The following is a 12,565-nucleotide window of genomic DNA, read 5'->3' on the forward strand; positions in this document are numbered from 1 at the left end:
AAGCTGGGGTGAAGATAGGATATGGTGAATAAATGCGCTTGCCCCTTCAAGCCGAAAAGATTAGTTTTGCGCAAATTTTGAACCAAAGTAATAATTTGATAATATGGCAGACATCTTTGAGAAACTGGTTAAGAATTATGGCCCAATAGGTCAGCACCGTGAGCGTGCACATGGATATTTTGCTTTCCCTAAGCTGGAAGGTGAGATTGGTAGCAGAATGATTTTTAGAGGAAAGGAAATGATTGTTTGGAGTTTGAATAATTATCTTGGACTGGCCAATCACCCTGAAATTCGTAAAACTGATGCGGAAGCTTCAAAACAGTTTGGTCTGGCATTACCCATGGGTGCTCGTATGATGAGTGGTAACAGTAATTACCATGAGCAACTGGAAAGAGAACTGGCAGCATTTGAATCCAAAGAAGATGCTATTCTGATGAACTTTGGATACCAGGGTATCATGAGTGCCATTGATGCTATTTGTGGTCGTCATGATGTAATTGTCTATGATGCCGAAAGTCATGCTTGTATCATCGACGGATTACGTTTACATCCCGGACACCGTTATGTATTTAAGCACAATGACCTGGAAGATTTTGAAAAGCAATTACAGCGTGCTACTGCACTGATTGAAAAACAAAAGACCGGTGGTATTCTCGTGATTACCGAAGGTGTTTTTGGTATGGCAGGTGATCAGGGAAAATTGAAAGAGATTGCAGCATTGAAGAAAAATTATGATTTCCGTTTAATGGTAGATGATGCGCATGGCTTTGGCACATTGGGTAAAACAGGTGCAGGCGCCGGAGAAGAGCAGGGATGTCAGGATGATATTGATCTTTATTTTTCAACTTTCGCAAAATCAATGGCATCGATTGGTGCGTTTATGGCCGGACCCAAAATCATTATTGATTTTATCCGATACAATATCCGTTCTCAGATTTTTGCGAAGAGTTTGCCAATGCCGATTGTAATTGGTAATCTGAAGCGTTTGGAAATGTTGCGTAATATGCCCGAACTAAAAGATAAGTTGTGGAGTAATGCGATGAAATTGCAGAATGGATTAAAAGAAAGAGGATTTGATATCGGAAAAACAGATACACCGGTAACACCTGTGTATATGAAAGGTGGAGTAGAAGAAGCAACAGCGATGGTGATGGATTTGAGGGAGAACTATCATATTTTCTGTTCTATTGTAGTATATCCTGTTATTCCGAAAGGTCATATTATTTACCGCTTGATTCCAACAGCTTCACACAGCGATCAAGATATTGAAGAGACACTGAAAGCATTCAGTGAAACGAAAGCTAAGTTGGATGCGGGAGCGTATAAAGCTGAAGCTATTCCGGATATGGCGGAAGCTAATTAAACAGAGTAATTCTGAATATCCAATGTTGGATTTTCAAATTGTATAACGATACAAGGCCGTCATGATTTATTGTGGCGGCTTTTTCTTTTGATATTTTGCAATATGAATATAGAACATATCGCCATTTGGTGCAGAGACTTGGAAGTTATGCGTTCGTTTTACATACAGTATTTCAATGCAGTTTCCAATGAACTTTATATCAATGAAAAGAAACAATATCGGTCTTACTTTCTCTCATTTGAGTCGGGAGCCAGATTGGAATTGATGCAAATGAATTCAGTAGCCGAAAATCTGAATGGTACAGGGTTACAATATTTTGGATTGAATCATTTGGCTTTTTCAACAGGAAGCAAAATGATGGTTGATGCGCTGACACAACGTTTATCAGAAGCCGGTTTTAAAGTAATAGGAGAACCCCGAACCACCGGAGATGGTTATTATGAGAGTGTGGTACTGGATCCTGAAAATAACAGAATTGAAATAACGGTGTAAAAAAAACCGATGTTGAAATCAACATCGGTTTTTTTTATACCATGTTATCTACTTATAATTTTTTGATCAGTTCAGATCCCAGTTTCACGTATTCATCATTTTTAGCAGTTGTAGCCAATTCGATACATTTTTCAGCACTTGCTTTCGCACCTACTTTATCACCCATATCGCGCTGAATTTTAGCTTTCAAGAGGAATATCCAGAAACCATTCTGGTTTACTTCAGTGGCTTTGGTAGCAGCATTCAATGCTTTGGTCATATCCTTATCCCACTCATAGTAGAAATTAGCAGCAGGATAATACGCATTCGGGTTTACTTTTTCAGCACTCAAGGCTTTTTCAACTTGAGCACGTAAACGATCTTTTACATTGGTACTGATCGGAATTCTAACAGAAGTTCCACCCCAGATGATGTTCAGGTCACAACTTTCAAAAGTGATATTCGCAAATTGCATGGTAAATGTTTCTGTATTACCGGCAGCTTTATCGGCTTTTACTTTGAAGCGAACCACATCTTCAGCTTCTTTGTATCCGTCAGTGCCCCAGTTGGTAAGGCCTTTGTTCAAGATTACTTCCCAGGTATCTTTTCCGGGAATAGTATACAGGACATAAGAACCTGTATCCAATCGTTTTCCACCAATGGTTACATTGTCTGTAAATTTCATGCGGGTAGCGGCATTGGCACCTGTACGCCATAATTTATTCAGGGGAGCCAAATCACTGTTCTCTTTCAATAAAGAGCGGCCATTGATATTGGGGCGAGAATAAGTAAGTTCAATACTTCCCATACCAAATGCCTGCGTTAATTTCTGCGTAGTGCTAGGCTGTGGCATGTTGATCTGCGCAAAGGCATTCAGGCTGCAAATGGTTGCGGCCAATAAGAAAAACTTTTTCATATGTTTCCAGATTTTAGAATAGCGAATTTACCGCAAATTCATCGATGATACCTACCTTTTGTACTTTAATCATCATTATTTCTGAAAAGCCGGATGAAACTGCTGTAAAGTATTGCGTAGGAAATCACGATCCAGATGTGTATATATTTCCGTAGTGGTAATACTTTCATGTCCCAGCATTTCTTGTACTGCTCGCAAGTCTGCGCCACCTTCAACCAAATGAGTAGCAAATGAATGTCTGAATGTGTGTGGTGAAATATTTTTGGTGATGCCAGCCTTGGCCGCCAGATCACGAATGATATAAAAAATCATGACCCTGCTGAGACCTTTGCCCCGCTGATTCAAAAACAAAATATCCTCATAACCGGGAACCATGGGTTGATGAACCCGGATATTCTCTTTGTAGAGTTTGATGTATTTAACGGCATCAGATCCGATGGGAACCAGTCTTTCTTTATCGCCTTTACCAATCACCCTGATAAAGCCCACATCCAGATACAAGCATGATATTTTTAAACCTACTACTTCACTTACCCGTAGTCCACAGCTATACATGGTTTCCAAAATTGCTTTGTTTCTGCCACCTTCCGGTTTACTTTGATCGATCTTTGAAATGATGTGTTCAATTTCTTCAAAACTCAATACATCGGGTAAAGCTCTTTTCGTTTTGGGGGCTTCGAGTAGGGCAGTAGGATCCTTGTTGATAATTTGTTCTGTGAGTAGATACTTATAAAAACTCCTGATACCAGAAATGATCCTAGCCTGCGAAGTAGCTGTCATGCCCAATTCACTGATCCATTTTACAAATCGTTGCAGGTCTTTCAAATCTACATTGGCAGGTGCTTTGCCTGTATCTTCTGATGCAAGAAATAAAGTCAGTTTATCTACATCCCTCAAGTAAGCTTCCACAGAATGATCGCTTAACGATTTCTCCAACCGTAAAAAAGCCTTGTATCCTTTTTTATATGCATCCCACATAAAACGAAATGTACAATCAGTGGAGCAAAATGACAAATAATGATCAGTTTAAAGAGGTTAAATTGTTTTGGCATTGCGGTAGGGGAGACCGATATTGCAAACTCAAAACAGATACTAACTATTTTCGCATGCAGATCAATCTTCGTTCGTTTAAGCAGAAAGTGAGACATCATCAAAAATCCTTCAAAAAGTTCTTGGGTAAAATCGAAAAAAATCCTCCTAGACATCTTGATAAAATTGCAGAAGAAATTGATGCAGCAGTTTGGAAAGAAGTAGATTGTTTAAGTTGTGCCAACTGCTGTAAAAGCATGAGTCCGACTTTTACGAATACAGATATCAAAAGAATTGCTTCACATTTTGACATGTCTCCCAAGGAGTTCAAAGAAAAGTGGTTGTATTTTGATGAAGAAGATGGCGACTGGATGAATCAAAAACAGCCTTGTCAGTTCTTGGATATGTCTTCCAATATGTGTTCCATCTATGAAGTAAGACCCGCAGATTGTGCAGGATTTCCGCATTTAAAGAAAAAGAAAATGGTGGAATACATACATGTGCACAAGCAGAATGTTGAGTATTGTCCGGCAACATTCAAAATGGTAGAAAAAATGATGCAACGTTTCTCCTGATCAGTTACCAATCAGTAATGAAGTCATAGAGATCGATCCGAAAATGGTTTTGTCATTAAAAAACTGCACTTGCTCATCTTCGGTTTTAAGTCCGAGTGTATACAATAAAGGCAAATAATGTTCCGGTGTTGGAATGGATTGACGTACTTCAGCGCCTAGGTCTTTGTATGTTGCCAATGACAGATGATCATTATTCTTAATCAATGTTTTAAATATTTCGTTGGCTTCTGTTGCCCAATCATATCCGGTCTCGGGTGTTTTCCAATTCATGACGCCGAGATTGTGTACCATATTGCCACTACCCATGATAAGTACTCCTTTTTGACGCAAAACACCCAATTCTTTAGCAAGTTGATAGTGCCATAAAGGATCTTGTAGTTGATTCAAGCTCAACTGAACCACAGGTATATTGGCATTTGGATACATGTGTTTCAAAATGCTCCAGCAACCATGATCCAATCCCCAGGAAAGATCTTTTTCAACAGAAGTAGTGGTTACTGCTTTAATCGTTTCATTGGCTAATGCCGGACTGCCCGGGGCAGGATATTGAACATCAAATAATGGTTGTGGAAATCCATAAAAATCATGAATGGTTTTGGGTTGCTCGATTGCCGTAACAAAACTGCCCCTTGTTTCCCAATGTGCTGAAATACATAGTATTGCAGTTGGTTGGGGTAAGTTTTGGATCATTGCTTGCCAGCCCTTAGAAAATTCATTCGATTCAATGGCATTCATCGGACTGCCATGTCCTGCAAATATAACAGGCATTTTACCCTGATATTGCTTACCACTAAGCGATGATGCGAATGAACTAAGCGATTGCATAATTAATGTTTAAACATAAAAAATAAGAATTTGTGTAACTGCAACGTTAAAAGTATACATCTTCGATCAAAAAGATCTCTTTAGCGATACCGTTCACCAATGTAATAGCAATGACATCAAATTGGATATATTTCCATTCCGGATGCTGGTATTGGTATTGTTCCGCAGCGTTTTTTAAGTGCGTCATCTTCTCGCGGGTAATACTTTCCTCCGGTTTGCCAAAGCGAAGTGAATTACGGGTTTTTACTTCAATAAAATGAAGCTTATTTTTTTTAGAAGCAATGATATCAACTTCCCAATGCTTGAATCGCCAGTTCCGCTCGAGTACTTGATATCCCTTCTCAGATACATATCCGCAGGCGATTTCTTCGCCCAAGTCGCCAGTTTCGATGTTTTTGTTCATAAACTATTTCGTTAAAAATGAATGATTGAATACGATTTCATAAGAATTGAACGTTCTTGCAATTGTTTACTATGTCTAATCGCTATTCGATATTAAAATTGCAAGGTAAGGTTCAACACTACGACTGGGGCGGATATACGTTTCTGCCGGAGTTGTTGGGAATAAAAAATGAAGAAAAAAGACCTTTTGCAGAATATTGGTTAGGAGTTCACCCAACAGCCTCAGCATATGTTGCGATCCAGAACGGCTGGAAGCCACTACAACAGTTGATCGATGAAGAACCCGATGCAGCGCTTACGCCTGCCTTGCGCCAAAAATTTGGCAACATCCCATACCTACTCAAAGTCATGGATGTTCGGGAAATGTTGTCCATACAGGTTCACCCCAGCAAAGAAAATGCAATAGCAGGTTTTGAAAGGGAAAATCAATTGGGAATACCTTTGAATGCTCCTCACAGAAATTATAAGGATCAAAATCACAAACCCGAAGCTATGTTGGCAATCAGTGAGTTCTGGTTGTTACATGGATTTAAACAGAAAGAACAGCTACAGCAAATATTGGAGGAAGTCATAGAGTTCCAAATCTTACTTCCTTTGTTTAGAAAAGAAGGGCTGCAATCTTTGTATCGTTTCATCATGGAAATGGAGCAACAAAGTATCAATGATCTTTTATTACCCCTAGTGAAACGTGAGATTCGACAGAAACAAGAAGGGTTACTCAATAAAAATCATCCGGGTTGGTGGGTAGCCAAACATTTCAATGACCAGCACCCAAGCGGTGATATAGATCGTGGCATCTTTTCTATCTATTTTTTCAATATCGTTTGTCTACAGCCGGGCGAAGCCATTTTTCAAGGAGCAGGATTACCACATGCATATTTGGAAGGACAAAATATCGAGTTGATGTCGAATAGTGATAATGTATTACGTGCCGGATTGACTAAAAAACACATAGATGTCCAAGAGCTATTAGCCAATACTGATTTTACTCCGATTGTCCCTAACATACTAAAAGGACAGAGTAGGCGAGATGGAGAGCAGGTTTTTCATTTTCCGATATCGGATTTTTCCCTCACGCATGTATTGCTGAACAGTGATACCAGTTTTGAAGACAAAGCCATTTCTCCTGAAATATGGGTGGTCATTGAAGGAGGGGTAATCATCAATCAACAATTGGTTGTTAAAAAGGGGGAGGCATTTATTGTGTTTCCAGGACAGTCTTATCAGTTCTTATCTTCCGGTAAAACTTCATTGTATAAGGCTTTTGTAGCTATTCCGGATGCTTATTCACAGGATGAGGAAAATTGAGGTCTAAACTTGGCTCATAACACTTATTTTTGTCCCTGAAATTCTATACAATGAAATTGAATCGTTCGCTTGTTATTTCCCTGGTTTTGACCATTTTTCTAAGTGCTGTGTATCGTGCCATGCCGAATAGACCCTGGGGTTTTGCGCCTCAGTTTGCGATCGCGCTTTTTGCCGGAGCTATTTTTGTAAAAGATAAGAAATGGGCTTTTGCATTACCATTGGTTTCTATGTTTATCTCTGATCTTCTTTATCAATTTTTATACAATAAGGGGTTGACTGAAATCCCGGGCTTTTATAAAGGACAGTGGGTGAATTATTTATTGTTCACGAGCTTGACAATTTTTGGTTTTATGGTACATAGCCAGAAACCTTTACAGGTATTGGGGGCTTCGATTGCTACACCTACCACTTTCTTTTTGATTTCTAACTTTATGGTTTGGGCCGGTGGCGGTGGATTGAAACGTCCGAAGACTTTTGAAGGTTTGATGATGTGTTATAATGATGCACTCCCTTTTTATGCGAATAGCTTGATGGCTACAGCTATTTTTTCTGCAATCCTTTTTGGTGGTTATTATTTTCTGAATCAATCTATTGCTAAGAAAAATATTTCTTTATAAAAAGAAACATATTGATAAAAAAAATCCGCAGCAAACACTGCGGATTTTTTTATGCATGTAGGATAAGCTCCGAAAAATAATACTGTTCGTGCTGTAATGCTTGTTTGACTTCGATTTTAAGTGGGTGTTTGAATAGTGGACAATCATACACCAGCGTATGAAACTCCCCATTTTCACCACAAGCATCTACACCCAACGCTTCTAATTCATCAATCAATGCAGGTGTCAAAGTTTTACCAATAAAAGAAGCTCCCATCACAGTATTACAACTCACGATCATGGTTTGAATACCACTATCTAACATTTGCATCACTAAAGATCTGCGATCTTGCTGCCATAAGGGAAGAACAGCAGTGAGTTCAGCGCTGTTGCATACTTTTTCTTCCCAGTCGCGATGTGCCTGTAGGTCAATATCTCCAAACACAGCATGCGTTACTGCATAAGTTTCTCTGAGTTGCTGTAGTGCAGCAGTAAAATGTTGTTCATATTCCTGCCAACTACTGCTGACCAAATAAATGGGTAATTCTGCAGCTGCTGATTGTGCTTTTAATATTGATTCAGGAATACCATGACTTCTGGAAATTTTACCCGTTTCATTCATGACATTGAGCAATACTGCAGGCTGATAGCTCTGCTCGATGGCTTTCATCAGTGCAAAGCAACTATCTTTTCCGCCACTCCAAGAACTGAGACAATTGTTCAATTTGAAAATTTGAGGATTTGATCCGCCTTAGGCGGATTGAAAATGATCAATAGTGTATAGGAAAAAACGTTCTTTATTCTAACGAATTTTCAAACACGTCATCTACCAAAAGATTTGTTCCATCTGCAGCAGTAGTGGCTAGTTCGTCACATCGATTATTCCATGGATTATTGGCATGTCCTTTTACCCAAACAAACCGTACTTGAAAATGATTGGCAATGGCTTTATAACGCAACCAAAGATCTTTATTCTTTTTGCCGCCTTTGAAATCTGTCCGTATCCAATTATCCAGCCATTTTTTTTCTATCGTATTCACGATGTACTGACTGTCTGTATAAATAGTGACAGCTATATTTCTTTTAGTCAATGACTCCAATGCCACAATCACTGCCATCAATTCCATGCGGTTATTCGTTGTGTGTCGATATCCCGCTGAGATTTCTTTTCTTTTATCTCCCCACATTAAAATAATACCATAGCCTCCCGGTCCCGGATTGCCCCTGGCCGAACCATCTGTATAAATAATGAGTTGATGTCCGTTTGATGTACTCATGCTAATTTGTATGCACCTTTCATGTATAAAACAGCTTTACCGGCAATCGTCACTCGATCTCCCTGAATACCACACCAAAGATCACCATGACGTTTGGACAACTGTTCTGCTTTCATGGATGTTTTACCCAAAGCTTTTGCCCAATATGGAATCAATGTAGCATGTGCTGAACCTGTTACAGGGTCTTCTCCAATCACAGAATTGGGGACGAAGAATCGAGACACAAAATCAGCAGAATTTCCTTTAGCAGTAATGATAACACCCAATGTTTCCACTTGATTCAATTGCACAAAATCTGGAATTACTTTTTCGATTTCTTCCTGAGATTCGTAAATCAAAAAATAATCGCGTGAACGTAGTACTTGTTTGGGCTGAATGCTAAATCCTTCTAACAGATGTGCCGGTATTTCACAAGCAACAGGCATACGGGCCGGAAAATTCATTTCCATCAGGTCTCCGTTCTTAGTAACCGTTAGTAATCCACTTTTGCTATGAAAACGAATGCTGTCTTGTGAATAGCCAAGTTCATGAAACAGAACATACGCTGTAGCCAGGGTAGGGTGACCCGCCAGATCGATCTCTAATTCAGGTGTAAACCAGCGGATATCATAATCTCCATCAGGTCTCTGCACAAAAAATGCAGTTTCTGAAAGATTATTTTCATTGGCTAACTGTTGCATGGTGGCGGTAGGAAGCCATTCTGTAAGCGGACAAACTGCTGCAGGATTACCTCCAAATACATGGTCTGTAAAAGCATCAACAGTATAAATCGGGTAAGTCATGGTATAATGATTGAACCGCAAAGTAAATTCATTCAGCTATATCACGACTTACCATTAGCATAATTTCAGGATTGTTTATACTTGAAACACGCCGGTACGAAAAGTATCCATATCCGGGTTATGATTAGCAGCATGCAATCCTTCTGCAATTACTTTTCTTGTTTCTGTTGGATCAATGATACCATCTACCCAAAGTCTGGCAGCAGCATAGTAGGGTGTGGTTTGTCTTTCGTATCGTCCTTTGATCTCTTTTAATAAAGCCTGTTCTTGTTCTTTATCTACTTCTTTGCCTTGTGATTTCATGGAAGCCACTTGTATTTGCGCCAAAGTTTTAGCCGCTTGTTCTCCACCCATCACGGCAATCTTTGCAGATGGCCATGCATAAATAAAACGAGGATCATAAGCTTTACCACACATGGCATAGTTACCTGCGCCATAACTATTACCTACAATAACAGTGATTTTGGGAACTACTGAATTCGCTACTGCATTCACGAGTTTAGCACCATCTTTAATGATGCCACTATGTTCGCTTCTACTGCCTACCATAAAACCGGTTACATCTTGCAAGAATACCAGTGGAATTTTTTTCTGATTACAATTCAAGATAAATCTTGCAGCTTTATCAGCACTGTCATTATAAATGACACCACCAATCTGCATTTCACCTTTTTTGTTTTTACAGATCAGACGCTGGTTCGCCACTATGCCAACAGCCCATCCTTCAATACGAGCATATCCACAGAGAATGGTTTTACCATAATCCTGCTTGAACTGGTCAAACTCACTATTATCCACCATTCGCTCAATGATATCCAACATATCATAAGGCTTCAGATTGCCTTCGGGAATAATGCCATACAATTCTTTCGGATCTTTTTTGGGTACTATGGGTTGAATCCTGTCGAATCCTGCGTTTCCTGAAGCACCCAATTTGTTCATGATCTTTTTGATGTGATCCAGACAATCCTTTTCGGTTTTAAACTTGTAATCTGCAATACCACTGATCTCAGTGTGGGTAGCAGCTCCCCCCAATGTTTCATTGTCAATGTCTTCACCGATGGCAGCTTTCACCAAATAAGCACCTGCCAGAAAAATACTGCCATTGCCTTCCACCATTAAGGTTTCATCACTCATAATCGGCAAATAAGCACCGCCTGCTACACAAGCACCCATGACAGCAGCTATTTGTGTGATGCCCATGGCACTCATTCTTGCATTGTTCCTGAAAATGCGTCCGAAATGTTCTTTATCGGGAAAGATTTCATCTTGCATCGGTAAGAATACGCCGGCACTATCCACCAAATAAATAATGGGCAACCTATTCTCCATCGCTATCTCTTGCATTCTTAAATTCTTCTTTCCGGTAATCGGAAACCAAGCACCCGCTTTCACCGTTTGATCATTGGCTACAATAACAGCCTGACGACCACTCACATAGCCTATTCCGGCGACTGTTCCGGCAGATGGACAACCACCTTCTGCTTCATACATATCAAAACCGGCAAAACCGCCAATTTCTACAAAGGGTTTATCTCGGTCACACAAATATTCAATCCGCTCTCTTGCGGTAAGCTTATTGCGTTCTCTTTGTTTTTCGATTGATTTCTTTCCACCGCCCAGTTTGATCTTTTCGAAATATTGCTCCACTTCACTGAGCATGAGTTTCATCCAGTCTTCGTTACGGTTAAATGCCATGTCTGTCATACGAACAATTGTTAGTTTTGCAAAGATAGGGGGGTATCGATCATTTGTGAGATAAAATTATGATTTGAAAAATGTGCAAGAACTTATTGGCTATGAGCTATGAGCCATGAGCTGCGAGCTTTGGATATTATTAATTGTAGGTATGCTCCTGCTCATTTTTAAACAATACCGATGGTGAATGAGTTTTAGTTTTTACACGAGTAAAAAATGCCTTAGATTCTCAAAAGGCTATTTAACCCCTCAAATTTAACTTATAAAAGCTCGCAGCTCATGGCTCATAGCTCGGAGCTAGTTTTATCGGAAAGTAATAATTTCAAAATTGTCTTTTGATCAAATATTGCCCTATTCTGGCATGCGTCCATTTTTTACTTTATTTTTAGAACATGTCATATGATTACATCATCATAGGTGCCGGATCAGCAGGTTGTGTATTGGCCCATCGCTTATCAGAAGGTGGACATCATAAAGTTTTATTGTTAGAAGCTGGAGGATCGGATAAGAAACTAGAAATTCATATTCCCGGTGCATATACACAACTGAATCGATCAGATGCCGATTGGGCTTTTTGGACAACCCCACAAAAGCATATTGATCATCGACGTCTTTTTATTCCCAGAGGGAAAACGTTAGGCGGTAGTAGCTCTACCAATGCCATGGCGTATGTTAGAGGCAATCGGGCTGATTTTGATGAATGGGCTTCTTTAGGAAACACCGGCTGGGATTTCGCATCGGTATTACCCTATTTTAAGAAGTCTGAACACAATGAAAATTATGGAGGCGAATATCATGGATGGGATGGGCCTTTGAACGTTACGCATTCTATGCAGCCACATCCTTTGGGGGAAGTGTTTGTAGAAGCTTGTGAAGAAATAGGTATAGCTTATAATGACATTCATAATTATCTATTGATAATCAAGCAACTTGAAGATTGATAGTACAGCCCAGCTTCTCAGCTTCTTTTTTCAGACGTGCTATTTTTCTTTCTTTCAGCTTTGCTTCATCTAATGCGATTACTTTAGGATCATAAGCAGTTTGCCTCTGAACCATATGATAGAAGATTACTGCCAGTCTTCTGGCCACAGCTTTGATGGCTTTTTTAGAACCCTTTGTGTGAGCCAGCCTTCTGTATAAATGACCAAGCACTCCTTTTTGCTGCCACATAGTTTGTGCTGCTAATCGGAAGGCTTGAGTTGCTGTATTATTAGTAAATCGTTTTTGGTGACCGATTGTTTTACCCCCACTTTTCTTTGGGCGCGCAGATAAATTCAACCAGCTTGTAAAATGATCTGCAGTAGGCCATTTATTCATGTTTAG

At 39.6% G+C, this 12,565-nt stretch carries 14 protein-coding genes and 1 pseudogene; 6 read left to right on the top strand and 9 right to left on the bottom strand.

Annotation, left to right across the window (positions count from 1 at the left end; translation table 11 throughout):
• The first annotated feature begins 103 nt into the window (after nucleotides 1–103).
• Complete coding sequence (locus tag ACTIEV_RS13030; RefSeq protein WP_439516638.1) at nucleotides 104–1,363, top strand: aminotransferase class I/II-fold pyridoxal phosphate-dependent enzyme; 1,260 nt, start codon at nucleotides 104–106, stop codon at nucleotides 1,361–1,363.
• 102 nt (nucleotides 1,364–1,465) lie between these two features.
• Nucleotides 1,466–1,855, top strand: a complete 390-nt coding sequence (locus ACTIEV_RS13035) for a VOC family protein (RefSeq protein ID WP_439516639.1) — start codon at nucleotides 1,466–1,468, stop codon at nucleotides 1,853–1,855.
• Between the two features lie 52 nt (nucleotides 1,856–1,907).
• Here ACTIEV_RS13035 and ACTIEV_RS13040 read toward each other — a convergent pair whose 3' ends face one another.
• Together ACTIEV_RS13040 and xerD are read right to left on the bottom strand one after the other, a co-directional pair.
• Nucleotides 1,908–2,750: a DUF2911 domain-containing protein gene (locus ACTIEV_RS13040; RefSeq protein ID WP_439516640.1), complete on the bottom strand. Its 843-nt coding sequence runs from the start codon at nucleotides 2,748–2,750 to the stop codon at nucleotides 1,908–1,910.
• 75 nt (nucleotides 2,751–2,825) lie between these two features.
• The gene (xerD, locus tag ACTIEV_RS13045; protein WP_439516641.1) at nucleotides 2,826–3,728 is read right to left on the bottom strand and encodes a site-specific tyrosine recombinase XerD; all 903 of its coding nucleotides are present in this window, start codon (nucleotides 3,726–3,728) and stop codon (nucleotides 2,826–2,828) included.
• Between the two features lie 128 nt (nucleotides 3,729–3,856).
• On the opposite strand from xerD, the gene ACTIEV_RS13050 reads away from it, so the two are divergent.
• Nucleotides 3,857–4,354, top strand: a complete 498-nt coding sequence (locus tag ACTIEV_RS13050; RefSeq protein WP_439516642.1) for a YkgJ family cysteine cluster protein — start codon at nucleotides 3,857–3,859, stop codon at nucleotides 4,352–4,354.
• On the opposite strand, the gene ygiD is transcribed toward ACTIEV_RS13050, so the two are convergent.
• Together ygiD and ACTIEV_RS13060 are read right to left on the bottom strand one after the other, a co-directional pair.
• Nucleotides 4,355–5,179: a 4,5-DOPA dioxygenase extradiol gene (gene ygiD / locus ACTIEV_RS13055; protein ID WP_439516643.1), complete on the bottom strand. Its 825-nt coding sequence runs from the start codon at nucleotides 5,177–5,179 to the stop codon at nucleotides 4,355–4,357.
• Nucleotides 5,180–5,225: 46 nt separating this feature from the next.
• Nucleotides 5,226–5,582, bottom strand: a complete 357-nt coding sequence (locus tag ACTIEV_RS13060) for a YraN family protein (protein WP_322195992.1) — start codon at nucleotides 5,580–5,582, stop codon at nucleotides 5,226–5,228.
• Nucleotides 5,583–5,653: 71 nt separating this feature from the next.
• Here ACTIEV_RS13060 and manA point away from each other — a divergent pair, with 71 nt between their 5' ends.
• Together manA and ACTIEV_RS13070 are read left to right on the top strand one after the other, a co-directional pair.
• On the top strand, nucleotides 5,654–6,889 hold the full coding sequence (manA, locus tag ACTIEV_RS13065; RefSeq protein WP_322195991.1) for a mannose-6-phosphate isomerase, class I: 1,236 nt from the start codon (nucleotides 5,654–5,656) through the stop codon (nucleotides 6,887–6,889).
• A 50-nt stretch (nucleotides 6,890–6,939) separates the two neighbouring features.
• The gene (locus tag ACTIEV_RS13070) at nucleotides 6,940–7,506 is read left to right on the top strand and encodes a DUF6580 family putative transport protein (RefSeq protein ID WP_322195990.1); all 567 of its coding nucleotides are present in this window, start codon (nucleotides 6,940–6,942) and stop codon (nucleotides 7,504–7,506) included.
• Nucleotides 7,507–7,555: 49 nt separating this feature from the next.
• Here the strand turns inward: ACTIEV_RS13070 and ACTIEV_RS13075 are convergent, their stop codons facing one another.
• The 4 genes from ACTIEV_RS13075 to ACTIEV_RS13090 all read right to left on the bottom strand — a co-directional run bounded on the left by ACTIEV_RS13075 (nucleotide 7,556) and on the right by ACTIEV_RS13090 (nucleotide 11,251).
• Nucleotides 7,556–8,209 (bottom strand): diphthine--ammonia ligase, encoded by a 654-nt coding sequence (locus ACTIEV_RS13075; RefSeq protein WP_322195989.1) that lies wholly within the window; start codon nucleotides 8,207–8,209, stop codon nucleotides 7,556–7,558.
• 73 nt (nucleotides 8,210–8,282) lie between these two features.
• Entirely contained in the window at nucleotides 8,283–8,762 is a 480-nt protein-coding gene (rnhA, locus tag ACTIEV_RS13080; protein WP_322195988.1) for a ribonuclease HI, read from the bottom strand.
• Nucleotides 8,759–9,544, bottom strand: a complete 786-nt coding sequence (locus ACTIEV_RS13085) for a PhzF family phenazine biosynthesis protein (RefSeq protein ID WP_322195987.1) — start codon at nucleotides 9,542–9,544, stop codon at nucleotides 8,759–8,761. The genes rnhA and ACTIEV_RS13085 overlap by 4 nt, the downstream gene beginning before the upstream one ends.
• Nucleotides 9,545–9,619: 75 nt before the next feature.
• A complete protein-coding gene (locus ACTIEV_RS13090; RefSeq protein WP_178888207.1) occupies nucleotides 9,620–11,251 on the bottom strand; it encodes an acyl-CoA carboxylase subunit beta in 1,632 nt (543 codons plus the stop codon).
• A 383-nt stretch (nucleotides 11,252–11,634) separates the two neighbouring features.
• Here ACTIEV_RS13090 and ACTIEV_RS13095 point away from each other — a divergent pair, with 383 nt between their 5' ends.
• Nucleotides 11,635–12,183: a GMC family oxidoreductase gene (locus ACTIEV_RS13095; protein ID WP_322195986.1), complete on the top strand. Its 549-nt coding sequence runs from the start codon at nucleotides 11,635–11,637 to the stop codon at nucleotides 12,181–12,183.
• On the opposite strand, the pseudogene ACTIEV_RS13100 reads toward ACTIEV_RS13095, so the two are convergent.
• Nucleotides 12,164–12,565: pseudogene (locus tag ACTIEV_RS13100) on the bottom strand (IS110 family transposase); the annotation flags it as partial. The gene ACTIEV_RS13095 and the pseudogene ACTIEV_RS13100 sit on opposite strands and share 20 nt — an antisense overlap.

The sequence above is a fragment of the Sediminibacterium sp. genome, from assembly GCF_051861365.1.
Taxonomy (GTDB): domain Bacteria; phylum Bacteroidota; class Bacteroidia; order Chitinophagales; family Chitinophagaceae; genus Sediminibacterium.